This window comes from Mameliella sp. CS4 (assembly GCF_019392335.1).
Taxonomy (GTDB): Bacteria; Pseudomonadota; Alphaproteobacteria; order Rhodobacterales; family Rhodobacteraceae; genus Antarctobacter.
In genome coordinates, this window is sequence record NZ_JAHXRQ010000002.1 from 311470 (window position 1) to 334500 (window position 23031).

The 23031-nt window shown below is 64.4% G+C and carries 23 protein-coding genes; 5 read left to right on the forward strand and 18 right to left on the reverse strand.

The features are described from left to right. From KZZ07_RS04885 to KZZ07_RS04895, 3 genes are all read right to left on the reverse strand, one after another. Positions 1 to 465, reverse strand: coding sequence for a FixH family protein (locus KZZ07_RS04885; protein WP_219512609.1), 465 nt, complete (start codon positions 463 to 465; stop codon positions 1 to 3). Next, entirely contained in the window at positions 465 to 1892 is a 1428-nt protein-coding gene (gene ccoG / locus KZZ07_RS04890; protein WP_219512610.1) for a cytochrome c oxidase accessory protein CcoG, read from the reverse strand. Before ccoG ends, KZZ07_RS04885 begins: the two co-directional genes overlap by 1 nt. Before the next feature lie 93 nt (positions 1893 to 1985). Further along, positions 1986 to 2861 (reverse strand): LysR family transcriptional regulator, encoded by an 876-nt coding sequence (locus tag KZZ07_RS04895; protein ID WP_219512613.1) that lies wholly within the window; start codon positions 2859 to 2861, stop codon positions 1986 to 1988. A gap of 99 nt (positions 2862 to 2960) precedes the next feature. Here KZZ07_RS04895 and KZZ07_RS04900 point away from each other — a divergent pair, with 99 nt between their 5' ends. Then, positions 2961 to 3116: a hypothetical protein gene (locus KZZ07_RS04900; protein ID WP_219512615.1), complete on the forward strand. Its 156-nt coding sequence runs from the start codon at positions 2961 to 2963 to the stop codon at positions 3114 to 3116. Positions 3117 to 3540: 424 nt separating this feature from the next. Here KZZ07_RS04900 and ccoP read toward each other — a convergent pair whose 3' ends face one another. Genes ccoP through ccoN form a run of 4 tightly spaced genes read right to left on the reverse strand, consistent with a single transcriptional unit; the run spans position 3541 to position 7003 of the window. After that, positions 3541 to 4428, reverse strand: coding sequence for a cytochrome-c oxidase, cbb3-type subunit III (ccoP, locus tag KZZ07_RS04905; RefSeq protein WP_219512616.1), 888 nt, complete (start codon positions 4426 to 4428; stop codon positions 3541 to 3543). Positions 4429 to 4441: 13 nt separating this feature from the next. After that, positions 4442 to 4639, reverse strand: coding sequence for a CcoQ/FixQ family Cbb3-type cytochrome c oxidase assembly chaperone (locus tag KZZ07_RS04910; RefSeq protein WP_043136457.1), 198 nt, complete (start codon positions 4637 to 4639; stop codon positions 4442 to 4444). A gap of 12 nt (positions 4640 to 4651) precedes the next feature. Beyond that, a complete protein-coding gene (gene ccoO / locus KZZ07_RS04915) occupies positions 4652 to 5380 on the reverse strand; it encodes a cytochrome-c oxidase, cbb3-type subunit II (RefSeq protein WP_219512617.1) in 729 nt (242 codons plus the stop codon). Positions 5381 to 5392: 12 nt separating this feature from the next. Then, on the reverse strand, positions 5393 to 7003 hold the full coding sequence (gene ccoN / locus KZZ07_RS04920) for a cytochrome-c oxidase, cbb3-type subunit I (protein ID WP_219512618.1): 1611 nt from the start codon (positions 7001 to 7003) through the stop codon (positions 5393 to 5395). 192 nt (positions 7004 to 7195) lie between these two features. Here ccoN and KZZ07_RS04925 point away from each other — a divergent pair, with 192 nt between their 5' ends. Beyond that, positions 7196 to 8035: a universal stress protein gene (locus KZZ07_RS04925; protein WP_219512619.1), complete on the forward strand. Its 840-nt coding sequence runs from the start codon at positions 7196 to 7198 to the stop codon at positions 8033 to 8035. Between the two features lie 72 nt (positions 8036 to 8107). On the opposite strand, the gene KZZ07_RS04930 is transcribed toward KZZ07_RS04925, so the two are convergent. Further along, positions 8108 to 9031: a PhzF family phenazine biosynthesis protein gene (locus tag KZZ07_RS04930; RefSeq protein ID WP_370631067.1), complete on the reverse strand. Its 924-nt coding sequence runs from the start codon at positions 9029 to 9031 to the stop codon at positions 8108 to 8110. Next, positions 9015 to 9764 (reverse strand): transcriptional regulator FnrL, encoded by a 750-nt coding sequence (fnrL, locus tag KZZ07_RS04935; RefSeq protein ID WP_219512620.1) that lies wholly within the window; start codon positions 9762 to 9764, stop codon positions 9015 to 9017. The genes KZZ07_RS04930 and fnrL overlap by 17 nt, the downstream gene beginning before the upstream one ends. Before the next feature lie 64 nt (positions 9765 to 9828). On the opposite strand from fnrL, the gene hemN reads away from it, so the two are divergent. Then, positions 9829 to 11184 (forward strand): oxygen-independent coproporphyrinogen III oxidase, encoded by a 1356-nt coding sequence (gene hemN / locus KZZ07_RS04940; RefSeq protein ID WP_219512621.1) that lies wholly within the window; start codon positions 9829 to 9831, stop codon positions 11182 to 11184. A 5-nt stretch (positions 11185 to 11189) separates the two neighbouring features. Here hemN and KZZ07_RS04945 read toward each other — a convergent pair whose 3' ends face one another. From KZZ07_RS04945 to KZZ07_RS04965, 5 genes are all read right to left on the reverse strand, one after another. After that, positions 11190 to 12779, reverse strand: coding sequence for an ABC transporter ATP-binding protein (locus KZZ07_RS04945; RefSeq protein ID WP_219512622.1), 1590 nt, complete (start codon positions 12777 to 12779; stop codon positions 11190 to 11192). Continuing rightward, complete coding sequence (locus KZZ07_RS04950; RefSeq protein WP_219512623.1) at positions 12776 to 13963, reverse strand: ABC transporter permease; 1188 nt, start codon at positions 13961 to 13963, stop codon at positions 12776 to 12778. Before KZZ07_RS04950 ends, KZZ07_RS04945 begins: the two co-directional genes overlap by 4 nt. Before the next feature lie 3 nt (positions 13964 to 13966). After that, positions 13967 to 15055, reverse strand: coding sequence for a microcin C ABC transporter permease YejB (locus tag KZZ07_RS04955; RefSeq protein WP_219512625.1), 1089 nt, complete (start codon positions 15053 to 15055; stop codon positions 13967 to 13969). 1 nt (position 15056) lies between these two features. Then, positions 15057 to 16997: an extracellular solute-binding protein gene (locus tag KZZ07_RS04960; protein WP_219512626.1), complete on the reverse strand. Its 1941-nt coding sequence runs from the start codon at positions 16995 to 16997 to the stop codon at positions 15057 to 15059. 224 nt (positions 16998 to 17221) lie between these two features. Continuing rightward, on the reverse strand, positions 17222 to 17734 hold the full coding sequence (locus KZZ07_RS04965; protein WP_219512627.1) for a c-type cytochrome: 513 nt from the start codon (positions 17732 to 17734) through the stop codon (positions 17222 to 17224). Between the two features lie 123 nt (positions 17735 to 17857). Between KZZ07_RS04965 and KZZ07_RS04970 the strand changes: the two genes are divergently transcribed. Further along, positions 17858 to 18691 (forward strand): prephenate dehydratase, encoded by an 834-nt coding sequence (locus tag KZZ07_RS04970; RefSeq protein WP_219512628.1) that lies wholly within the window; start codon positions 17858 to 17860, stop codon positions 18689 to 18691. Positions 18692 to 18763: 72 nt separating this feature from the next. Here the strand turns inward: KZZ07_RS04970 and KZZ07_RS04975 are convergent, their stop codons facing one another. Further along, positions 18764 to 19219: a methylated-DNA--[protein]-cysteine S-methyltransferase gene (locus KZZ07_RS04975; protein ID WP_219512629.1), complete on the reverse strand. Its 456-nt coding sequence runs from the start codon at positions 19217 to 19219 to the stop codon at positions 18764 to 18766. On the opposite strand from KZZ07_RS04975, the gene KZZ07_RS04980 reads away from it, so the two are divergent. Continuing rightward, positions 19155 to 20372 carry an NAD(P)-dependent oxidoreductase gene (locus tag KZZ07_RS04980; RefSeq protein WP_219512631.1) on the forward strand — a complete coding sequence of 406 codons (1218 nt, stop codon included), beginning with the start codon at positions 19155 to 19157 and terminating at the stop codon, positions 20370 to 20372. The two genes, KZZ07_RS04975 and KZZ07_RS04980, sit on opposite strands and share 65 nt — an antisense overlap. A 50-nt stretch (positions 20373 to 20422) precedes the next feature. On the opposite strand, the gene rfbD is transcribed toward KZZ07_RS04980, so the two are convergent. Genes rfbD through rfbC form a run of 3 tightly spaced genes read right to left on the reverse strand, consistent with a single transcriptional unit; the run spans position 20423 to position 22874 of the window. After that, positions 20423 to 21268: a dTDP-4-dehydrorhamnose reductase gene (gene rfbD / locus KZZ07_RS04985; RefSeq protein ID WP_219512633.1), complete on the reverse strand. Its 846-nt coding sequence runs from the start codon at positions 21266 to 21268 to the stop codon at positions 20423 to 20425. Next, positions 21265 to 22308, reverse strand: a complete 1044-nt coding sequence (rfbB, locus tag KZZ07_RS04990; protein ID WP_219512635.1) for a dTDP-glucose 4,6-dehydratase — start codon at positions 22306 to 22308, stop codon at positions 21265 to 21267. Before rfbB ends, rfbD begins: the two co-directional genes overlap by 4 nt. Continuing rightward, positions 22305 to 22874 (reverse strand): dTDP-4-dehydrorhamnose 3,5-epimerase, encoded by a 570-nt coding sequence (gene rfbC, locus KZZ07_RS04995; RefSeq protein ID WP_219512636.1) that lies wholly within the window; start codon positions 22872 to 22874, stop codon positions 22305 to 22307. The genes rfbB and rfbC overlap by 4 nt, the downstream gene beginning before the upstream one ends. Positions 22875 to 23031: the final 157 nt, after the last annotated feature.

The window sequence follows — 23031 nt, forward strand, 5'->3', positions numbered from 1 at the left end:
TCAGTTGGTCACCGTCATTTCCAGCCGCTGTTCGAACGGGGTGCCGTCGAGCGCGGTGGCCGTCAACCAGACGTCCCAGTTTCCGGGGCGCAGGTCTTCGTAGGCGACATAGGCATGGCCGTTGAAGGCGAACTCGGGCACGCGGTCCTCGCTGACGTTGGTCGGACGACCGACCGTGGCCGACAGTTTTCCGGCCTGTACCGGACGCCCGTCCTCGTCGGTGATCGAGAGGATCAGCATGTCTTCTTCCAACCGAGCCTCGACGGTCCAGCCCAGAGCCTCCTGCGCGGCGCGGCGCTTGTCGAAGGTCTGGCTGGCGACGTAGGAGTTTGCCACCTCGAGCCCGGGGAAGGTGCTGACGGCATTGACCGCCAGGGCGATGTTCACCCCGATGATCACGCCGAAGGCGCCGCCGAAGATGCCCAGCACATGCCAGCCCGTCAGCTTGAAGTCTTTCCTGGCCATCAGTTCGCCGCTCCATTGAAGATCGTGTCGCTATAGGCCCGGTCGCCGTTGGTCAGATCCTCGACCCAGAACCGGAACTCGGTGCGCTCTGCCTCTGCCGGACCGGAATCGGGCGGCGCGATGACATAGACCTTTTGCAGGTAGGTCTCGTTGGCGGGCACGTCCACGGTTTCATAGGGGGTGCCTTCCAGTTGCACGCGCAGGAACTCGTTGCCCTTGACGGTGATCCGGAAGGGCCGGTCCTCGCCGTGCTTGTTCAGCAGCCGGACGTCATAGGTGTTGCGGATCGACCCGTCCGAGAGGGTCACGAAGGTCGGGTTGCGCACCGGGGCCACCGTCATCTCGATCTCGGGGCGGATGAAGAGGGCAAAGACCAGGCCGATGCCGACCAGCGACCACAGGGCCGTGTACATCATCGTGCGGAGGCGGAAGACGTGCTGCCAGACCGGGCGCGGCGTGTTGCCTTCACGCTCGCGCGGTTCGTCCGACAGGGCAAGGTAGTCGATCAACCCGCGCGGCTTGCCGATCTTGGCCATCATGTCGTCGCAGGCGTCGATACACAGCGCACAGGTGATGCATTCCAGCTGTTGCCCATCGCGGATGTCGATCCCCATCGGGCAGACGTTGACGCAGGCCATGCAGTCGATGCAATCGCCCAGGTTCTCGGCGCCTTCGGCCTTGCGGTGCTTGCCGCGCGGTTCCCCCCGCCATTCGCGATAGCCCACGGTCAGCGTGTCTTCGTCCATCATGGCGGCCTGGATACGCGGCCAGGGGCAGGCATAGATGCAGATCTGTTCGCGTGCGAAGCCACCAAAGAAGAAGGTGGTCGCCGTCAGGATCAGCATGGTTGTGTAGGCCGCCGGATGGGCCTGCCCGGTCACGAGATCGGTCAGCAGCGTCGGCGCATCGGCAAAGTAGAAGATCCAGGCGCCGCCGGTGGCCAGGCCGATCAGGAACCAGACCGCCCATTTCGTCAGGCGCAGCCGCATCTTGCGAAAGTCCATCTTTTCCTGCCGGTGCAGCCGCAGACGGGCGTTGCGGTCGCCTTCGATCCAGCGTTCCACGAGGATATAGAGATCGGTCCAGACGGTCTGCGGGCAGGCATAGCCGCACCAGACCCGGCCCAGTGCCGAGGTGAACAGGAACAGCCCCAGCCCGGCCATGATCAGCAGGCCCGCGACAAAGTAGAACTCGTGCGGCCAGATCTCGATCCAGAAGAAGAAGAAGCGGCGGTTGGCAAGGTCGATCAGCACGGCCTGGTCGGGCAATTGCGGGCCGCGGTCCCAACGCAGCCAGGGCGTGATATAGTAGATGCCCAGCGTGATGATCATGATCACCCACTTGAGGTTGCGGAACTTGCCGCTCACCCGTCTGGGGAAGATCGGTTCGCGCGCTGCGTAGAGGGACGGGGGGGGGCTGTCGGACACGGGGAATCGCTCCGTTGGACTCGGGTTCGAGAGCGGTTTACCCAGTGCAGTGGGACAGGAGCTTTGACCTGCATCAATTTTTGAATTTGTGACTCAGCTTTTGCCGGCCTCGCGGCGCAGCCAGGTCAGAAAGGCCTTGAGCGGGGGACGCGGCACGCCGGGGCGCGTGACGATGTGATACCCCTTTTTCCGCTTGTCCTCGAAGAGCTTGCGCAGGCGCCCGGCACGGACGTCGTTTTCCACGAAAACCCCTGCAACGATGGCGATACCCTGTCCGGCGCGGGCGGCCTCCAGCATGTGGTTGCCGGGCAGGGCGGTGAAACCGCGCCCGGCGTCGCGGTCGACACCATGCAGTGCGAACCATTCTGTCGCTTCGTTGGTGCCCAGCTCCTGCAGCCAGTGATAGTCTCTCAGGTCGGCGGGTGACGTGATGTCGCGGCTGCCGACAAGATCGGGCGCGGCGACCACCACGATGGACGAGCTGATCAGCAGATCGGACTCCAGCCCGGGCCAGTTGCCGTCGCCATAGCGCAACGCCATGTCGATGCCGCCCGGTTCCAGTGGTTGCACCAGCGCCGAAGGGTCGATCATCAGGTTGATATCGGGGTGCTTTTCCCGAAACCCGTTCAGCCGGGGCATCAGCCATGCGGCGGCAAAGGTCGGCGTGACCGAGATTTGTAGGGGCCGCGAGGCATCGGCGCCGGTCAGCGCCTCGACAGTCTGGGTGATCGACCCGAAGGCCTCGATCAGGTTGCGGCCTAGGGTCTCTCCTTCGTGGGTCAGGGCCAGCTTGCGCCCGGACCGGTCCAGTAGAGCGACGCCCAGATGGCTTTCCAGCGCGCGCATCTGCTGGCTGATGGCAGCGTGGCTAACATTCAGTACCCCCCCGGCCGCGTTGACAGATCGCGTTTCCGTGTAGGCCGCGAAGGCGCGCAGGGCTGCAAGCGGGGGCAGGGAAGACCAGTTCATATGTAAGCCAGGATTACACTGTGGATTTATTCCTGAGTCGCATGGAAGCGCCGGAAACGTCAAGTTGAGGACAGAACAGGACATGCAAAGGAGACCGAAATGTTCGGAATTTTCGCCAAGAGCTTTCTCACCGCCACCCGCAACGAGCCGCGGGCACCGCATCGCAGCGCGCAGGATATGCCCAAGCTGGGCTGGCTCGACGAGGACCTGCCGTTCCGCAACCACGCCGGACGCCGGAGCGGGCGCGATGATTGACCCGATCGTCTATCGACCCGACCTCTGGCGTATGGTCAACCTGCCGACCGGATGCGCCGCGCCGCGCCCGGATCGCGGAAACCCCGCAGGGACCTTGCCGATGGATCGTCGGTGAGGGGAAAGAGAAGGGCGCTGGTGTCCCAGGAAACGCGCGAACAGGACAGGACACCAGCGCCATGCCCGACCTTTTCAGGCCGGGAAGTCTGCATCGGGATGTTGTTCCCGACGACCTTGGCCCGATAATAGCAGGCCGTCGCGTGGCAGCCTTGACTTGCATCAAACCGCCGGATTTCCGTGCGGTTTTTTTTGATGTTCAGACGCGGTTTTGCCCCCTTGGGCGTCAGGGCGGAAACCTAGGCCCGTGCATGAAAAATCCCCCCGCCTTTCGGCGAGGGGATCGCTTTGTGCCGCCTTGTGCGGGCTGTCACTCTTCCGAGGCTTCGCCCCCGCCCAGGCCGTGAACATAGACCGACACGGCGCGGATCTCTGCCTCGGTCAGGTCGGCGCCGCCCATCGGGGGCATCACGCCGAACCGCGCGTTGTAGACCGTCTCGTAAAGGGTGTCGTAATCGCCACCGTAGAGCCAGATCCGGTCGGTCAGGTTCGGCGCACCCTGGAGTCGGTCGCCGGTACCGTCTTCCATGTGGCAGCCCGAGCAGTTGATGTCGTAGACCTCGGCGCCGGCTTCGGCGGCGGCGGGGTCTTTCGGCTCCTGCCCGGAAAGCTGCATCACGTAGTTGACGACCTGCACGACTTCTTCCTCGACCAGCAGTTCGTCCCGGCCAAAGGCGGGCATCTGCGACCAGCGGGCCATGTCGTTCACTTCGTTGCGGATGCCGTAGCTGACGGTTTCGTGGATGGCCTCGATGGAGCCGCCCCAGAGCCAGTCGTCGTCGAGCAGGTTGGGATAGCCCTTGGCCCCCGCCGCGCCAGAGCCGTGGCACTGCGCACACCAGGTGCGGAAGATCGCGCCGCCGGCGTTGTTGGCGTATTGCAGCAACTCCTGGTCATCCGCGATGGCCGTCAGCTCGACCGAGGCGAGCTTATCGTTGATTGGGCCCAGCTCCGCCTCGTGGTCGGTAATGGCCTTTTCCACGTTGGCGCGGGTCGAGAAGCCCAGGAGGCCCGGGGTTGCCCCCGAAATGCCCGGCCAAGCGGGGTAGGCGATAGTATAGCCGATGGCCCAGACGATGCAGGCATAGAAGGTCCACAGCCACCACTTGGGAAGCGGCTTGTTGTATTCCTGGATGCCGTCCCACTCGTGGCCCGTCGTCTCGTAGTCGAGATCGTCGTTCTTCTTATTGTTGCTCATTTTCCCGGCCTCCTCAGTTTGCGGCGGGTGTGTCGTCGCCCGAAGCGGGCGCGGGGCGGTTCTCGTGACGGAACGGGATGTTGGCCGTGTCCGAGTGGACCTTTCCCGATCCGGGCCGGAAGGCCCAGATCACGATCCCCACGAAGAAGGCGAACATCGCCAGAAGTGCCCAGCTGTCGGCGAGTTGGCGAAGGAAGGAATAGGTTTCCATGTCGTTCCCTCCTCAGCGGCTTGCGTCGGGCGTGAAGGTCGAGAAATCGACCAGCGTGCCCAGCATCTGGAGATAGGCGATCAGCGCGTCTGCCTCGGAGACGCCCGGGGCGCCGTCAAAGTTCCGCACGTTCACGTTCTCGCCATAGCGTTCCAGCAGACCGTCGAAGTCGCTGTCCGGATCGGCCTGCGCCAGGAAGTCGGCCTGTGCAGCTTCGATCATCTCGTCGCTGTAGGGCACGCCCACCAGGCGGTTGGTGCTCATCAGGTCGCCGATATAGGTGCCTTCGATCAGCTTGGCTTCGAGGAAACCGTACTTGGGCATGACCGATTCCGGCACAACCGACTGCGGGTTGCGCAGGTGGTCGACGTGCCACTCGTCCGAGTAGCGGCCACCGACGCGCGCCAGGTCGGGCCCGGTGCGTTTCGATCCCCACTGGAACGGGTGGTCGTACTTGCTCTCGGCGGCCAGGCTGTAGTGGCCATAGCGTTCGACCTCGTCCCGCATCGGGCGGATCATCTGGCTGTGGCAGACGTAGCAGCCCTCGCGCAGATAGACCTCGCGGCCCGCCAGTTCCAGCGGCGTGTAGGGGCGCATGCCTTCGACATCCTCGATGGTGTTCTCGAGGTAGAAGAGCGGCACGATCTGCACCAGGCCCCCGATCGTCACCACCAGGAAGGCAAAGATGGCCAGCAGGGTGACGTTCTTTTCAAGGACGGCGTGTTTCTGAAGAATGCTCATGTCCGGTCCTCCTTATTCGGCCGGAGTGGCATGGGCCGTGGCGGCGCTGGCTTCGACAGCCGGCGACCGTTTCACGGTCATCCACAGGTTGTAGCACATGATCAGGGCACCGGCGACGTAGAGCAGACCGCCTGTTGCACGCACCACATACATCGGGAACTTGGCACCCACGGTGTCGGCAAAGCTGTTCACCAGGAAGCCGTTGGCGTCGACTTCACGCCACATCAGGCCTTCCATGATGCCGGTCACCCACATCGAGGCGGCGTAGAGCACGATGCCGATGGTGGCGAGCCAGAAGTGCCAGGACACCATGCTGAGCGAATAGAGCCGCTCGCGGTTCCACAGCTTGGGCACCAAGAAGTAGAGCGCACCAAAGGTGATCATGCCGTTCCAGCCAAGCGCGCCGGAGTGGACGTGACCGATGGTCCAGTCGGTGTAGTGCGACAGCGAGTTCACCGCGCGGATCGACATCATCGGGCCTTCGAAGGTGGACATGCCGTAGAAGCCGACAGAGATCACCATCATGCGGATCACCGGGTCTGTGCGCAGCTTGTCCCAGGCACCCGACAGCGTCATCAGGCCGTTGATCATGCCACCCCAGGACGGCATCCACAGCACGACCGAGAACACCATGCCAAGGGTCGAGGCCCAGTCAGGCAGCGCGGTGTAGTGCAGGTGGTGCGGACCGGCCCAGATGTAGATGAAGATCAGCGCCCAGAAGTGGATGATCGACAGCTTGTAGCTGAACACCGGACGTTCGGCCTGTTTCGGAACGAAGTAATACATCATCCCCAGGAAGCCGGCGGTCAGGAAGAAGCCCACGGCGTTGTGGCCGTACCACCACTGCGTCATCGCGTCTTGCACGCCAGAGAAGACCTGCACCGACTTCGAGCCCCAGATCGAGACCGGGATGGCCAGGTTGTTGAAGACGTGGAGCATCGCGACGGTCAGGATGAAGGACAGGTAGAACCAGTTGGCAACGTAGATGTGCGGCTCTTTCCGGCGGACGATGGTGCCGACGAAAACCGCCAGGTAGGCCAGCCAGACAATTGTCAGCAGCCAGTCGACGTACCATTCAGGCTCGGCGTATTCCTTGGCGTGGGTCGAGCCCAGCACATAGCCCGTCGCGGCCAGCACGATCACCAGCTGGTAGCCCCAGAACACGAACCAGGCCAGGTTGCCGCCCCAGAGGCGCGCGGCGCTGGTGCGCTGCACGACGTAGAAAGACGTCGCAATCAGCGCGTTGCCGCCAAAGGCGAAGATCACGGCGCTGGTGTGCAGCGGGCGCAGGCGACCGAAGTTCATGTAGCCCTGGGCCCAGTCGAAGTTCAGCGCGGGAAAGGCCAGCTGGGTGGCGATGAAGGTCCCGACGAGGAAACCGACCACGCCCCAGAAGGCGGTCGCGATGACGCCAAAGCGGACGACATCATCCATGTATTCGTTTTGCGGAGCCGGTGCCGCCGGCTCGTCGGTGTGGCGCAGAACCCACAGAAACATCCCGGCGGAGACCGCCAGGACAATGATCGCATGGATCAGGTAAGCCACATCTCGTGCATAGTTGATTGCGATCATTGAGAATATCGCAATCAATCCCAGCACGATGAGCTTGAGATAGTTCAACATTTTTCGTCCCTTCGTCTGACCCGCGCGATTCGTTGTCCGCAGGGGCGGTTTTAGACTGGGGACGTGTTAGCTATGTTCGCCGAAATGCATCCTTGATCTGCATCAATGGATGGCCACGTGAACATTGACGCGGGTCAAGGTGCGACGAAAGGCGCGGGGCTAGCCTCGGGCCATGCAGCGACGGAGACGCAAATGTCCTTCAAATCCATACTGACCGTGGTCACCGACCACGATCTTCTGACCTCGACCCTTTCGCATGCCGCCATGGTGGCCAAGGCCCATGATGCGCATCTTGGTGCCTTGTGTTTCGGCGTGGATCGCACCCAGACCGGCTATTACTATGCCGGGGCCAACGCGATGGTCCTGCAGGAAACCCTGGAGCGGGCCACGGCAGAGGCCGAAGCTCTGGCAACGGCCGCGCGCGGCGAGCTGGAGAAGGTCGATTCGCTGTGGAGCGTCGATCACGGCGTGGCACAGCTTGCCGACATCGGTCGCCATGTCGCCTCACGGGCCCGGTTCACCGACCTCGTGGTGCTGCCGCAACCCTATGGCGAGGGTAAGGGCGTGGAACTGGAACCCATCCTGGAAGGCGCGCTGTTCGAGGGACAGGTGCCGGTGATGGTCGTGCCAGACGATGTCGAACCAGCGGCCAAGCCCAAGCGCATCGTGCTTGGCTGGAACGAAAGCAACGAGGCCCTGCGCGCGGTACGCAGTGCCATGCCCCTGCTGCAGCAGGCCGAAACGGTGCATGTTGTGGTGATCGACCCGCCGAAACACGGCCCCAACCGGTCGGACCCGGGCGGGATGGTGTCGGAGTACCTTGCCCGCCACGGCGTCAAGGCCGAGATCGACGTGCTGGCGAAGACGATGCCGCGTGTGTCCGATGTCATGCTGCGGCACGTGTCGGACATCAGTGCCGACATGGTCGTGATGGGCGCCTACGGCCATTCGCGCTTCCGCGAGGCGATCTTGGGCGGGGCCACCCGCAACATGCTGGAACAGGCGGGCGTGTCGGTCTTCATGGCCCACTGACGCGGTCGCCGTGACAGGAGCGGGGCCGTTCGTGTCTGGAACACGGGCGGCCCTTTTCGTGCCGCGCGGGTGTCAGGCGGCGGGCGGGAGAATCCGTCCGGCTCCGATCCGCACGGACGACCCCTGCACATGGATCGTGTCCAGCGCTCCGTCGGTGGTCTGGATGCGCAGCCCGATCCGGCTCGGGCGACCCATGTCGATCCCCTGTTCCAGCACCAGCCGCGATTCACCCGGCCCAAGCGCACCCGAGGCCAGAAGCTGGGCCGCGAAGATGGCCGAGGCCGAACCCGTGGCCGGGTCCTCGGGGATGCCTTCCCCGGGGGCGAACATGCGTGCGGAAAAATCCGCGTCCTGTCCCGGCGTGTACAGGTAGTGCGAGCCGAGACCGGAGGCGCTGCACAGCGTCTCCCAGGCAGCGCCATTGGGGCGCGCGGCTTTCAGGGCAGCACGGTCGCGCACCGGGATATAGCCAAAGGCGGGTCCCCCCTGCCACAGGGCCGGGCGGTGGCCATCGAAGCCGATCTGGTCGGCCGAAAGGCCAAGCGCGGCGGCGATATCCTCGGGGCCTGGCATTTCGCCGGTGTTGGCGGCGTGCGGCAGTACCGGCGCGCGGAACTCTGCGCCCAAACGCCCCGCGCGGCGCCAGACCTGCACCGGAACCAGTCCGGCCACCTCTTCCAGCGTGATGCGGGTCTCGAAATCGCCCTCGGGCGCGTCTTTCAGCGCCAGATGGATGGCACAGCCGATAGTGGGATGCCCCGCAAAGGGGATTTCCGCAGTGGGAAAGAAGATCCGGACGCTGGCGGTATGCGCCGGGTCGGCGGGCGCGCGGACAAAGATCGTCTCGGACAGGTTGAACTCCCGCGCGATGGTCTGCATCGCGGCGTCGCTCAGCCCGTCCGCATCCTCAACGATGGCCAGCGGATTGCCGGCATAGGCGGTTTCGGTGAAGACGTCGCAGGTGAAAAAGGGCAGTCCCTCAGACAAGCAGGCCACCGTCCGCGTCGTCCCCGGCCTCGTCCATCAGGCGGGACATGTCCGGAACGGTGACGTGGCGCTTGCCCTCCAGTTGGATCACACCGTCCTTTTTCAGGGCCGAGATCTGGCGGCTCACGGTCTCCAGCGTCAGGCCCAGATAGTCGGCCATCGCCTCGCGGGTCAGGGGCAGGTTAAAGACGATCGGGCCGGCAGCGGCACCACGCTTGTTCAGGGTCGCATCGCGGCGGGCGATGATCGACAGGAGCGAGGCAATCTTCTCGCGCGCGGTCTTGCGGCCCAGGACCAGCATCCATTCGCGCGCGGCATCCAGCTCGTCCAGGGTCATTTCCAGCAGGCGCTGCGCGATATGCGGCGTGCGTTTCATCAGGTCTTCGAAGGGCGCGCGGCGGAAGCAGCACATCACCACATCGGTTGTCGCCACCACGTCATAGGCCGCGGTGTTGCGTCCGGGGCGGCCCACGAAATCGCTTGGCAGCAAAAGGCCCACCATCTGCGTCCGGCCGTCTTCCATCGCCTGGCTCAGGGTCGCGATTCCGGACACGACGGAGCCCACGAAATCCATGCGGTCGCCGGCCCAGATGATCGACTGGCCGGCCTCGAACTTGCGGTAATACTTGATCTGCTCCAGCCGCTCTAGCTCGTCGCTTTCGCAGCGTGCGCAGACCGCTCGGTGGCGGATCGGGCAGTCGCTGCAGTCGGGTGCGACACTCAAGCTTCGTTCATTCAGCATATCGCCTGCCTTTTGTTGATCTGCGTCAAAGCCCGGCGCTTTTCCGTGCCCTAACCGTACGCGTATGGCGAACCGAACTCAACTCGCGCGGCTTGGACTCTTTGACGCCAGAGTGCCGCGATACACGTCCTATCCGACCTCACCGCACTTCGATGGCGACGTGGGGCCGGCGCGATTCGACGAGTGGATTCGCTCTGTACCTGTAGATGGTAACATATCCCTTTATTTGCATGTACCTTTTTGCCGCAGGTTGTGCTGGTTCTGCGCCTGTCGAACGCAGGGAACGGCAACCCTGGGCCCGGTCGAAAGCTATGTAACCGTCCTGGAGCAGGAGCTGGAGCTCTTGCGCGGTGCCTTGCCGCAGGGCGTACGCCTGTCGCGGCTGCACTGGGGCGGAGGCACGCCAACCTTGCTGACCCCCGACCTGATGAAACGGCTGATCGCGGCGACCCGGCGGGTCGCCGATTTTGCGGAAGGCTACGAGTTTTCCGTCGAGATCGATCCGAACGAGATCGACGCCGCCCGGTTGGATGCCCTGGCCGAGGGAGGCATGAACCGCACCTCGATCGGCGTGCAGGATTTCGACCCGCAGATCCAGGGCGCGATCGGTCGCGAACAGAGCTATGACATGACACGCGCGGCGGTCGAACTGATCCGTGCGCGCGGCGTCGAAAGCCTGAATGCCGACATCCTGTTCGGGCTGCCGCACCAGACCCGCGCCCGCATTACCGAGACCGTGCAAAAGCTGCTCAGTTTCGCACCGGATCGCGTGGCGCTCTACGGCTATGCGCATGTTCCCTGGATGGCCAAGCGGCAGCAGATGCTGCCGTCGGACGCGCTGCCCACGCCGCAAGAGCGGCTGGAGCTTTTCGACACCGCGCGGCGGCTGTTCGTCTGGGACGGATACGCCGAGATCGGCATAGACCATTTCGCCACCCGCGACGACGGGCTGGCCGTGGCGCAGCGCAACGGCACCCTGCGGCGGAATTTCCAGGGCTACACGGACGATACCTCGGATGTGCTGATCGGGCTGGGCGCATCGTCGATCTCGAAGTTTCCGCAGGGGTTTGCGCAGAACGCGCCCGGGACGTCCAAGTACATTGCCGCCGTCCGCGACGGCCAGTTCGCCACCGCGCGCGGCCATACCTTCAAAGGGGACGACAGGCTGCGCGCCCGGCTGATTGAGGCGTTGATGTGCGATTTCCGCATCGACGCCGCAGAGATCCTGCGCGATTTTGCCATCTCGCGTGAGGCGCTTTTCACCATGTTCCGCGAGGCGAACACCCGGTTCGAGAACATCCTGGTCATCAGCGACAACGGGCTGTTCATCCCGCAAGAGGCACGGCCGCTGACCCGCATCATCGCGCGTGCCTTTGACGCCTACGACCTGTCCAAGGCAGGCCATTCCAGCGCGATCTGATCCGGTCAGGCGGCGTCGAAGGCCGCCGCCAGCAACTCGCGGGTATATTCTGTCTGTGGCGCGTCAAAGATCGCATTGGCGGGGCCGTATTCCACCACGTCGCCCTGTTTCATCACGATGACCTTGTGGCTCATCGCGCGCACCACCTTCAGGTCGTGGCTGATGAACAGATAGGCAAGGTCGTACTTGCGCTGAAGGTCGCGGAGCAGGTTCACGATCTGCACCTGTACCGTCATGTCCAGCGCCGAGGTCGGCTCGTCCAGCACCAGCAGCCGGGGGCGCAGCACCATCGCGCGGGCAATCGCGATGCGCTGGCGCTGACCGCCGGAAAACTCGTGCGGGTAGCGGTGCATGGTCATCGGGTCCAGGCCCACCTCGGTCATGACCTCGGCCACCAGTTCGCGGTGCGGGCGGCCATCCGGCGCGCCGTGCACCTCCAGCCCCTCGGCGATGATCTGTTCGCAGGTCATGCGCGGGCTGAGCGAGCCGTAAGGGTCCTGAAAGACGATCTGCATTTCCGAGCGCAGCTTGCGCAGCCGCTTGGTGGACCAGGCGTTCACGTCCTGGCCGCGATAGGTGATCCCGCCCTCGGACTTGATCAGCCGCATGATCGCCAGCGCCAAGGTTGTCTTGCCCGAGCCGCTTTCGCCCACGATGCCCACGGTTTCGCCGGCGCGCACTGCGATGGTGGCGTCGTTGACAGCCTTGACGTAGCCGACTGTTCTTTTCATGAGACCACGGTAGATCGGGAACCAGATCTTGAGGTTGTCGGTCCGGGCGATTTCCTCGGCATCCTCGTCCACCGGGTCCGGCGTGCCGGTGCTTTCGGCGGACAGCAGCATCTGCGTATAGGGATGTTTCGGCGCCGCGAATATCTCTTCGGTCCGGCCCTGTTCCACGATTTCGCCGTTCTGCATCACGCAGACCCGATCGGCGATGCGCCGCACGATCCCCAGGTCATGGGTGATGAACAGCAGGCTCATGTCCTCCTCGGTCTTGAGGTTTCCCAAGAGATCGAGGATCTGTGCCTGGATCGTCACGTCAAGCGCGGTGGTCGGCTCGTCCGCGATCAAGAGTTCCGGCCCGTTGGCCAGCGCCATCGCGATCATGACCCGCTGCCGCTGTCCACCCGACAGCTGGTGCGGGTAAGAGCCCAACCGCGTTTCGGGGTCGCGGATGCCGACTTTGTTCAACAGCTCGATGATCCGTTCCCGTGCCTTGGCGCCGGTCAGCCCCTGGTGCAGTTCCAGGCTTTCGCGGATCTGCTTTTCAAGCGTGTGCAGGGGGTTGAGCGATGTCATCGGCTCCTGAAAGATAAAGCTGATGTCATTGCCGCGCACGTTGCGCAGGCGCTTGTCCTGCGCGCCGATCATCTCGGCCCCGTTATACAGTACCGAGCCTTCGACACGGGCGGAGTCGCCCAAGAGGGACACAGTCGACAGCGCGGTGACAGACTTGCCAGAGCCGGATTCCCCCACCAGCGCCACGGTTTCCCCCTTCTGGATGTCAAAGGACACGCCCTTGACCGCGGGAACGGTGACGCCGTCCTGCCGGAAGCTGACCTTGAGGTTTTGGACCTGAAGCAATGCGCTCATGAGAAGGTTTTCCTGGGGTCGAATGCGTCGCGGACACCTTCGAAGATGAAGACCAGCAGCGACAGCATGATCGCGAAGACCGAGAAGGCGGTGAAGGCCAGCCAGGGCGCCTGCAGGTTCTGTTTCGCCTGCAGGGTCATTTCACCCAAGGACGGCGCCGAAGAGGGCAGGCCAAAGCCGAGGAAGTCGAGCCCCGCAAGGGTCGAGATCGTGCCGGTGACGATGAAGGGCATGAAGGTCAGCGTGGCCACCATCGCGTTGGGCAGCATGTGCCGGAACATGATGGTCCAGTTCGAGACCCCCAGAGCCTTGGCCGCGCGGACGTATTCCAGGTTGCGCGCGCGCAGGAATTCGGCCCGCACCACGCCCACCAGCGCCGTCCAGCCAAAGAGGATGGTGAGAAAGACCAGCAGCCAGAAACTTCGCCCGAGGATCGCGAAGAGGATGATGATGATATAGAGCGACGGCGTCGCCCCCCAGATCTCGATCACCCTCTGGAAAATCAGGTCCAGCCAGCCGCCGAAATAGCCCTGCAGCGCGCCCGCCACGATGCCGATGACAGAGGCGCAGGCGGTGACGATCAGGGTGAACAGAATCGACAGGCGGAAACCGTAAATCACCCGCGCCAGCAGGTCGCGCTTGCCCTTGTCCGTGCCCAGCCAGTTCTGTTCGTTAGGCGGCAGGGGGGCGGCCCCGCGCCGGTCCACCGGCGTGTCGTAACTGTAGGGGATCAGCGGCCAGAGGATCATGCCCTTGTGGAAACCGTCATCGGTCAGAACGCCGGCCTCTGCGTCCTCGATCATCCCTGCCGGGTCGTCGAAACAGGCGTCCAGCCCGCCGGTGATGATCAGGCAACGTACCTCGGGGTCGCGATAGGCGGCCTCTGTCCGGAAATCGCCGCCGAACTGGGTTTCGGGGTAGAAGTTGAAGATGGGCGTAAAGGTCTCACCGCGATAGCGCACCATGATCGGCTTGTCGTTGGCGATGAACTCGGCAAAGAGCGACAGGCCGAAGAGGATGACGAAGATCCACAAGGACCAAAGCGCGCGGCGGTTGCGCTTGAAGTTGTTCCAGCGCCGCCTGTTCAGGGGCGACAGGGAAAACAGGCCCTTTTTCGGCTCCGGCGGGACGGAGACGGTGGGCTTGGTGTCGGGCGTGCTGTCGGGCTGCGGATTTGCGACCATGCCTCAGCCCTCCCGCTTTTCGAAGTCGATGCGCGGATCGACGACGACATACATCAGGTCCGAGATCAGCCCGACGAAAAGCCCGATCATCGAGGTGATGAAGAGCGTGCCGAAGATCACCGGGTAGTCGCGCGCCACCGCTGCCTCGAAGCCGAGCCGCCCCAGACCGTCGAGCGAAAAAATCGTCTCGATGATGATGGAGCCGCCGAAGAAGACGCCGATGAAGACACCGGGCAGACCGGCGATGACGATCAGCATGGCGTTGCGGAAGATATGGCCATACAGAACGCGGTCCTCGGACAGGCCCTTGGCGCGGGCGGTCATGACATAGTGTTTCTTGATCTCGTCCAGAAAGCTGTTCTTTGTCAGCAGGGTCAGCGTCGCAAAGGCCGAGATCGTCGAGGCAGTGATCGGCAGGGCGATGTGCCAGAAGTAGTCGACCACTTTCATGAAGATGTTGAGGTCTTCCCAGTTGTCCGACACCAGCCCCCGGATCGGGAAGATCTGCCAGTACGACCCACCGGCAAAGAGCACCAGCAGCAGGATGGCAAAGAGAAAGCCGGGAATGGCATAGGCGACGATGATGATGCTCGACGTCCAGGTGTCAAAGCTGGTCCCGTCCCGGACGGCCTTGCGGATGCCCAGCGGGATCGAGATCAGGTAGGCCAGCAGCGTGGACCACAGCCCCAGCGAGATCGAGACCGGCATCTTTTCCAGCACCAGGTCGATCACGCCGATCGAGCGGAAATAGCTCTCGCCAAAGTCGAACCGCATGTAGTTCCACATCATGTTCAGAAAGCGTTCCAGCGGCGGCTTGTCGAACCCGAATTGCCGTTCCAGGTCGGCGATGTATTCCGGCGGCAGGCCACGGGCACCGGCATAGGTCTCGTCGCCCGGGGTCATGCTGCCGGCATCGGGCGCGTCCGCGCCGCCCGCAAAGCCGCCGAATACGTCACCCTGGCCCTCGATCTGGGCGATGATCTGCTCGATCGGGCCGCCGGGCACGAATTGGACCAGCACGAAGTTGATGATCATGATCCCCAGCAGGGTGGGGATGATCAGCAATATGCGTCGGAGGATGTAGGCTCCCATGTCAGTCCAGCTGACCTTCCGCCTTGAGCGCCGCTTCCTTCTCGGGGTTGACCCACCAGAAGCTCAGGTAGCCCAGGCCGTAGGGCGGGATTTCTTCGGGATGTTCGTACATGTCGTAGTAGGCCACCCAGTAGTCGGCGATATACCCGGTCGGGATCACGAAGAACTCGTAGCGCAATGCGCGGTCGAGCGCCATCAGCGCCGCGTCGGTGTCCGCCTGGGTCTCGGCATCGAAACTGGCCGCGATGATCGCGTCGACCAGCGGGCTGGCAAGGCCTGCGGGGTTGAACAGGCTGAATTCGGCCTCGCGCGATCCATACATCTGCGTCAGGCCGCCCCCCGTGGACAGGAAGGCGCCGTAGCGCGAGGAATAGAGCATGTCGTAGTCGCGTTCGCGCCGCCGCAGCGTGTATTGCGAGGGGTCGATCCGCTCAAACTTGGCATCGACGCCGATCTGCACGAGGTTGCGGACAAAGGATTCATGCATGGCCTCGACCGAGGGTTCGATATTGGTCGGGATCAGCATGTTGACCTTCAGCGTCTCGCCGGCCTCGTTGCGGCGGATGCCGTCGTCGCCCACTTCCCAGCCGGCCGCTGACAAGAGCCGCGAGGCCGCGCGCAGGTTGCCGCGGTCGGGAAGGCGGGCCGGGTCGGAAGAGTGCATCACCCGCACCGGCTCTTCCAGCATGTCCGCGGGGACGATGTCACCCAGAGTCTTGAGGAAGTCCAGCTCGGCGCCCTTGGGCACGTCCTTGGCCTCGACCGGGGTGCCTTCGACAAAGGAGCTGCGCGGGGAATAGAGACCGTAGAGCAACGACTCGTTCGACCACTCAAAATTATAGGCCAGGGCGATCGCCTCGCGCACGCGCTTGTCCTGCAACTGCGGCTTGGCCAGGTTGAAGACGAACCCGGTGGGGTTCGGCGGGCTGCCGTCGGGGATTTCCTCCAGCTTGACGACGCCCTCATCGACCTTGGGGAAGTTATAGGCCGTGGCCCATTGCTTGGGGTCGCCTTCCACCTTGAAGGTATAGGTCCCGGCCTTGAAGGCCTCGAAAGAGGCGGTCTGGTCGGCGAAATACTCGACCCGGATGCTGTCATAGTTGTAGCGGCCCGCGTTGTAGGGCAGGTCCTTGCCCCAGTAGTCGGGATCGCGCGTGTAAACGATGTTGCGGTTCACCTCGTAGGTGTCCAGCCGATAGGGGCCGGACCCCAGGGCCACCTCCAGCCGGGGTTCGTCCAGCCGGCGGTTCTCCGGGTCGGCCTCGAACCAGGCCTTGGAAAAGACCGGGGTCGACCCAACCGTTTCGATCCGCGACCGCTTGGTCAGGTCCGGGTCGAAGGTGAATTTCACCGTGTAGGTGTCCAGCGCCTCGGCGCTGGTGACCATCCGGCCCACTGCCTGAGCGTAAGACGGCAGGCCCTGTGTGATAAACAGCTTGTGCGAATAGACGACGTCCTCGGCGGTGACGGGGGTGCCGTCCCAGAACTTGGCGTCCTCGCGCATGTGAAAGATCACCCAGTCGCGGCTTTCGGGGTATTCGATGCTCTCGCAGAGGATGCAGTAATACTGGCCCACGGAATCCTCGACCGACTCGATCAGCTGGTCGTACATCACCGTTGTCAGCGTGCCGGGGCGGCCCTTGCGCGAATAGGGGTTCAGGCTGTCGAAGGTGCCGGTGGCACCGATCACCAGTTCGCCGCCCTTGGGGGCCTCCGGGTTGACGAAATCGAAATGCGTGTAGTCGGCGGGGTAGTCGAGATTGCCGAAGTAGGAATAACCATGTGAGGTGACGGTCTTTTCGTCGCCGTCCTGGGCCAGAGCGGCCACACCCAGCAGCGCCACCCCGATGGCAAGGGCCCCGGTGGCGACAAAACGCAGGTCCGGCAAGGCGCGTGCCCGGGATGCGCTGCGGCGAGGTGGTCGTTTGGCCTGGATCGTCATGGTTATCTCCCTGTCAACCGGCGGTTCGGCCCGGTACTTGAGCGGTCTTGTTTGTTAATTCTAAGCTAAGTTTTCCGCGCGACCACATTCAAGACGAGATTACGGAAACGTCAACGCCTCAAGGGCGGTTCGGGGCCGGGTCGGCGGGGGCTTGCGCGGGAAATGCGCATGAAAAAAGGCCGCCCGGTCGGGGCGGCCCTTTGGAAAGTCGCAAAGCGGTCAGATCAGCCTTCGGTCGTCTGAAGGTAGGCGATCAGGTTGACGCGGTCCTCTGGCTTGGGCAGGCCGGCAAAGCCCATCGCCGTGCCCGGTGCAAAGCTGCGGGGGTTTTCGAGGAAGTGGAACAGGTTTTCCGGGGTCCAGACGTCCGCGGCCTCTTCCAGTGCGCCGGAGTAGCCAAAGCCCTCAACGGCATCCACCTGGCGGCCGACAACACCATTGAGGTGCGGGCCGACGGCATCGTTGCCGTCCAGTTTGTGGCAGGCGCGGCACTTGCCCCAGACGCGCTCACCCTTGCCGGCGTCGGCAGAGGCCATCAGCGTGGCGAAATCAACCTCTTCCTCTTCGACGGGTTCGCCCTCTTCCACCTGGATCGCAAAGCCTGCGGCATGTTCCTCGCCGCCGTGACCGCCGCCGGTGTGATACAGGCTCTCCGCAGCCCATTTGCCCAGGAGAAAGATCAGCAGGGCGCCACAGACGCCGCCGACGATCTTGGTAAAGGTCATGGTATCGAACATGGGAAGCCCTGTCTGCTTGTGTCGCTGTCGGGCGCGTATCTATTGCTTTCCATCCCCTTGGGCAAGCGGTAGAAGGCGCGACCAATCGCCCGCGTGCGGCGGGATTTGTGACGAGGGCTTGAGATGACACAGCGGATCGCCTTCCAGGGAGAGCTGGGCGCCTATTCCCATCAGGCCTGCACCGAGGCCCGCCCGGGCGCCGAAGTGCTGCCCTGCAAGACCTTTGAAGACGTGATTGCCGCAGTAAAGAGCGGCGCGGCGGATCTGGCCATGCTGCCGGTCGAAAACACCATCTATGGCCGTGTTGCGGATATTCACCGCCTTTTGCCGGAAAGCGGGCTCCGGATTGTCGGTGAGGCCTTCGTGCGGGTGCATATCAACCTGCTGGGCGTGCGCGGCACAAAGCTGGAGGATGTGCGGGAGGCGCATTCGCATATTGTTCTTCTGCCGCAATGTGCGGGGTTCCTGAAGGAACATGGCATTCGTGGCCGCGTCAATGCGGACAATGCCCGCGCCGCGCGCGAGATCTCGGAACGCGGCGATCCGGCGGTGGCGGCCCTGGCCAGCGAACTGGCCGCGGATATCTACGGGCTGGACGTGCTGGCAAAGCATATCGAGGACACCGATTCCAACACCACACGCTTTTTGTTGATGCAGGTGCAGGGGGACACGACGCGCCGGGGCAGCCACGGTATGATGACTACTTTCGTCTTTCAGGTACGCAACATCCCCGCTGCGCTTTACAAGGCGATGGGCGGGTTTGCCACGAACGGTGTCAACATGACCAAGCTGGAAAGCTACATGGTCAATGGGTCCTTTACCGCGACACAGTTCTATGCCGACATCGAGGGCCATCCCGAGGACCCCGGCGTCAAGCGCGCGCTCGACGAGCTGGACTACTTCACCGACATGCTGGAAATCCTGGGCGTTTATCCGCGCGACCCGCGCCGCGACTGACCCGGCCCCGCCCCTGTGTCCGCAGGGCGGCAAGCCGGGACTGAGCTGCCGCTCGGGCCAGGAATTCACCCGTCAAATCAGCAGTCCGCCCGCCCCCTCGTGGCGCAGCAGCCAGACCTTGGTCTCGACCCCGGTGCCGCCGGAAAACCCGCCCAGCCCGTCGCGGCCCAAAACCCGGTGACAGGGAATGATCAGCGGAATCGGGTTGCCGCCGCAGCCGCGCCCCACGGCCTGTGGCGGCGCGCCAAGGGTGCGGGCGATGTCGCCATAGGTCAGGGTCTCTCCATAGGGGATGGAGGCGATCTGCGCGCAAACCTGTTGCTGGAACAGGCTCGCCTCGACCCGCAGGGGCAGGTCGAAGGCGGTCAGGCGCCCGGCGAAATAGGCGGCCACCTGGTCCGCCGCGCGTCGCAGCAAGGGCGTATCGTCGCTTGCGCCGCTCTGGCGCCAGGTGGCGCGGGTTATGGCGCCCTCGGTTTCGGTGATCTCGAAGGGGCCGGTGGGGGTGTCGACGCAGGTTCGCGGCATCAGCCAGCCCAGGCCCGGATCGCGGCGGGCCGCTGGCGCTGTGCCAAGGGGGCCAGGCCGGTCTGCGCCTGCTGCCGGGGGCTGTTGTTGGGCGACGTCATGGGGAAAGGCTAGGGGCCAGCGACGCGGCGCACAAGTTTCATGTCGCAAACGGCGCGGACCGGGCACAGGGTGGCGTCGCAGGCTGTCCGCAAACAGGGAGAAACGGATGCAAACGGGATTCATCGGACTGGGCGCGGTGGGCGCCAAGCTGGCAGGCAACCTGCTGCGCAATGACGTCGGACTGACGGTCTTCGACCTCGACGAGACGCGCCTGGCCGGGATGGTCGCAGAGGGCGCCGAGGCGGCGGGATCGGCGGCAGAGGTCATGGCCCGCTGCGACGTGGTCATCACCTCCCTGCCCAGTCCTGCCGCCTCTGAGGCGGTGCTGGCCGAGATGCTGCCCGAAATGGGGCCGGGCAAGACCTGGGTCGAGATGTCGACCACCGACCCGGAGGTGATCGTGGCCCAGGCGGCGCGGGTGGCCGAAACGGGCGCGGTTGCCATCGAGGCACCGGTGTCCGGCGGGTGCCACAGGGCGGCAACCGGCAATATCTCGGTCTTCTGCGGCGCCCCGCGCGACAGTTTCGAGGCGGTGCTGCCGCTTTTGACGATCCTCGGGCGGCAGGTGCTGCACACCGGCGAGGTTGGCACCGCTTCCAAACTGAAGGTCATGACCAACTACCTGGCCACCGCCAACCTGCTGTCGCTCTGCGAGGCGCTGACGACGATGCAGGCGGCGGGGCTGGACATGGCGACGACCTTTGAGGCGATCCGCATTTCCTCGGGCACGTCCTTTGTCCACGAGACCGAAAGCCAGCTGATCCTCTCCGGCAGCCGTGACGTGGATTTCACGCTGGACCTGGTGATGAAGGATGTCGGCTTGTTCCAGGCGCTGGCAGAGGCTTATGGCGTACCGCTGGAACTGTCGCCGCAGGTGATCGCGATGATCCGCGACGGCCAGCAGCAGATGGGCGAAAGGGCGCAGTCCGACCGGATGATCGAGCGGCTGGAGGTCGCGGCGGGCATCTCGGTGCGGGCGCCGGGGTTCCCCGAGACGCTGGTGGACGAAGAGCCGCCCGCCCGTGGTGCCGAAGTGGTGGTGCGGCGCTAGCGTCTTGGGTGCGACGGGTATTCGGATCAAGAAGAAGCCGGGCGCGCGGCCTAGAGATGGCCAAGGTCGCGCAGCACCTCTTCGAGGTCGGCCTGCCAGTCGGGGCGACCGAGATTGAAGCCCTGCGTGAGCGCGGTGTTGTCGAGCCGCGAGTTCAGCGGGCGCGCCGCCGGGGTTGGATAGGCGCTGCTGGGAATGTCGACCACCTCGGGCGCCAGTCCCGCGCGGGCAAAGATGGCGCGCGCGAAATCGGCCCAGCTGACATCCGGGCCGCCGGACAGGTGATAGGTGCCGGCCTTCTCCGGATGCTGGCACAGCGCCTCGGCCACGGTCAGGCAGGCCCGGGCGATGGCGGCGGCAGAGGTGGGGCCGCCCAGCTGGTCGGCGACGATGGTCAGCCGGTCGCGTTCCGCGCCCAGCCGCAGCATCGTCTTGACGAAATTGTTGCCATGCGCGGAACACACCCAGGAGGTCCGCAGGATGGCATGGGGGCCACCCGCCGCGCGGATACCGGTTTCGCCCGCCAGTTTCGACCGGCCATAGGCGTTGATCGGATTGGTGGGATCGTCCGGGGACCAGGGCAGGGTGCCGGATCCGTCAAAGACGTAGTCGGTCGAGATATGGACCAGCGGCGCGCCGATCTCGGCACAGGCCCGGGCCATTGCCGCGGGGGCCGCGCCGTTGATCGTGGTGGCAAGCGGCTCTTCGTCCTCGGCCCGGTCCACGGCCGTGTAGGCGGCAGCGTTGATGACGACCCGGGGGCGGCGGCTGCGGATCGCTTCTGCGCAGGCCTCGGGGCTTGCCAGATCGGCTTGATCGCGGCCCAGCGCGGTGACATCGCCCAGGCGTTGCAGCTCTGTTGCGACCTGTCCGGTCTTGCCGAAGACCAGGATCATGCGCCCACGCCCAGCCGTTCGCCCACACCTTGCCGGGCCTGAAGGGCGCGCCACCAGGCTTCGTTCGCAAGATACCAGTCGACGGTCCGTTCCAGCCCTTCATCCACCGTCACCGAGGGGCGCCAGCCGAGTTCCTCGCGGATGCGCGTCGGGTCGATGGCATAGCGGGCGTCATGGCCGGGCCGGTCGGTCACGAAGGTGATGAGATCGGCGTAGGACCCGCTGTCGCGCGGGCGCTTCCGGTCGAGGATTGCGCAGAGGGTCTGCACCAGCTCGAGATTCGTGCGCTCGTTCTCGCCGCCGATGTTGTAGCTGCGTCCCACCTTGCCCTTTTGCACCACGAGGAGCAGCGCCTGAGCGTGGTCCTCGACGTAGAGCCAGTCGCGCACGTTCGAGCCGTCCCCGTAGATCGGCAGCGGCTTGCCCGCGAGCGCGTTCAGGATCACCACCGGGATCAGCTTTTCCGGGAAATGGAACGGCCCGTAGTTGTTGGAGCAATTCGTCAGGACGACGGGCAGGTCGTAGGTCTCGTGCCAGGCGCGCACAAGGTGGTCGGACCCGGCCTTCGACGCCGAGTAGGGAGAGCGCGGATCATAGGGCGTGTCCTCGGTGAACTGCCCCTCCGAGCCCAGAGAGCCAAAGACCTCGTCCGTCGAGATATGGTGAAAGCGGAATCCCTCGGGCCGGCCTTCTCGGGTCCAGTAGGCGCGGGCGGCCTCCAGCAGGTGAAAGGTGCCCATGACATTGGTGTCGATGAAGGTGCCCGGCCCGTCGATCGACCGGTCGACATGGCTTTCGGCGGCCAGGTGCATCACCGCGTCCGGGCGATGCTGCGCGAATATCCGGTCCAGCGCGGCGCGGTCACGGATGTCGGCATGTTCGAAGGCGTAGCCGGGGTGGTCGGCGACCGAGGCCAGGTTGTCGAGGCAGGCGGCATAGGTCAGCGCGTCGAGGTTGACCACCTGGTGCCCGGCGCCGATGGCCTGCCGCACCACCGCCGACCCGATAAAGCCAGCGCCGCCCGTAACCAGCAGTTTCATGCCGCGCCCTCCCAGGCGAAGGGGCTGGCGATCTCTGTCAGCAGGGGGGCTGCGGCGTCTTTATCGCTGAGGATCGGCGGCCCTTCCAGCCCCCAGTCGATGCCGATGGCGGCATCGTCGAACCGCACCGCGCCTTCGCAGTCGGGGGCATAGTAGTCCGAGCACTTGTAGATCACCTCGGTGTCGGGCTCTCGCGTGACGAATCCGTGCAGGAAACCGCGCGGCACCAGCAGTTGCTTGCCGTTGTCCGCGCTCAGCTCGACCCCGATCCAGTTGCCAAAGGTCGGTGAGCCGACCCTGATGTCCACGGCCACGTCGAACAGACGCCCACGCCCGCAGCGCACCAACTTGTCCTGGGCATGAGGCGGCGTCTGGTAGTGCAGGCCGCGCACGGTGCCGACCTCGGCCGACAGCGAATGGTTGTCCTGCACAAAATCCATGTCGATGCCCTGTTCGGCCATGCGCTTGCGGTTCCAGCTTTCGCTGAAAAAGCCGCGCGCATCGCCAAACCGGCGCGGCGTCAGGATGAGCACACCAGGCAAGGCGGTGGCTTGAACGTCGAGCATATGGCCCCCATCGGTCCAGAGTTCGGCGCCTGTTTACCCAAAGCAGACGGCAACAGTAAGGCGCAAGCGGGGCGTCTGGACACTGATTGTTTCCCCTTTCGCCAAACTCTTGACAGAGTAGTGCGGCACTAGAGGCGGATTGCAGGGATTTCAGGGG

Coding starts and splice junctions, on each gene's coding strand:
- KZZ07_RS04885 (WP_219512609.1), bottom strand. CDS start 465: ATGGCCAGGAAAGACTTCAAGCTGACGGGCTGGCATGTGCTGGGCATC.
- KZZ07_RS04895 (WP_219512613.1), bottom strand. CDS start 2,861: ATGAACTGGTCTTCCCTGCCCCCGCTTGCAGCCCTGCGCGCCTTCGCG.
- KZZ07_RS04900 (WP_219512615.1), top strand. CDS start 2,961: ATGTTCGGAATTTTCGCCAAGAGCTTTCTCACCGCCACCCGCAACGAG.
- ccoP (WP_219512616.1), bottom strand. CDS start 4,428: ATGAGCAACAATAAGAAGAACGACGATCTCGACTACGAGACGACGGGC.
- KZZ07_RS04910 (WP_043136457.1), bottom strand. CDS start 4,639: ATGGAAACCTATTCCTTCCTTCGCCAACTCGCCGACAGCTGGGCACTT.
- ccoO (WP_219512617.1), bottom strand. CDS start 5,380: ATGAGCATTCTTCAGAAACACGCCGTCCTTGAAAAGAACGTCACCCTG.
- ccoN (WP_219512618.1), bottom strand. CDS start 7,003: ATGTTGAACTATCTCAAGCTCATCGTGCTGGGATTGATTGCGATATTC.
- KZZ07_RS04925 (WP_219512619.1), top strand. CDS start 7,196: ATGTCCTTCAAATCCATACTGACCGTGGTCACCGACCACGATCTTCTG.
- fnrL (WP_219512620.1), bottom strand. CDS start 9,764: ATGCTGAATGAACGAAGCTTGAGTGTCGCACCCGACTGCAGCGACTGC.
- hemN (WP_219512621.1), top strand. CDS start 9,829: ATGGCGAACCGAACTCAACTCGCGCGGCTTGGACTCTTTGACGCCAGA.
- KZZ07_RS04945 (WP_219512622.1), bottom strand. CDS start 12,779: ATGAGCGCATTGCTTCAGGTCCAAAACCTCAAGGTCAGCTTCCGGCAG.
- KZZ07_RS04950 (WP_219512623.1), bottom strand. CDS start 13,963: ATGGTCGCAAATCCGCAGCCCGACAGCACGCCCGACACCAAGCCCACC.
- KZZ07_RS04955 (WP_219512625.1), bottom strand. CDS start 15,055: ATGGGAGCCTACATCCTCCGACGCATATTGCTGATCATCCCCACCCTG.
- KZZ07_RS04960 (WP_219512626.1), bottom strand. CDS start 16,997: ATGACGATCCAGGCCAAACGACCACCTCGCCGCAGCGCATCCCGGGCA.
- KZZ07_RS04965 (WP_219512627.1), bottom strand. CDS start 17,734: ATGTTCGATACCATGACCTTTACCAAGATCGTCGGCGGCGTCTGTGGC.
- KZZ07_RS04970 (WP_219512628.1), top strand. CDS start 17,858: ATGACACAGCGGATCGCCTTCCAGGGAGAGCTGGGCGCCTATTCCCAT.
- KZZ07_RS04980 (WP_219512631.1), top strand. CDS start 19,155: ATGGCGCCCTCGGTTTCGGTGATCTCGAAGGGGCCGGTGGGGGTGTCG.
- KZZ07_RS04975 (WP_219512629.1), bottom strand. CDS start 19,219: ATGCCGCGAACCTGCGTCGACACCCCCACCGGCCCCTTCGAGATCACC.
- rfbD (WP_219512633.1), bottom strand. CDS start 21,268: ATGATCCTGGTCTTCGGCAAGACCGGACAGGTCGCAACAGAGCTGCAA.
- rfbB (WP_219512635.1), bottom strand. CDS start 22,308: ATGAAACTGCTGGTTACGGGCGGCGCTGGCTTTATCGGGTCGGCGGTG.
- rfbC (WP_219512636.1), bottom strand. CDS start 22,874: ATGCTCGACGTTCAAGCCACCGCCTTGCCTGGTGTGCTCATCCTGACG.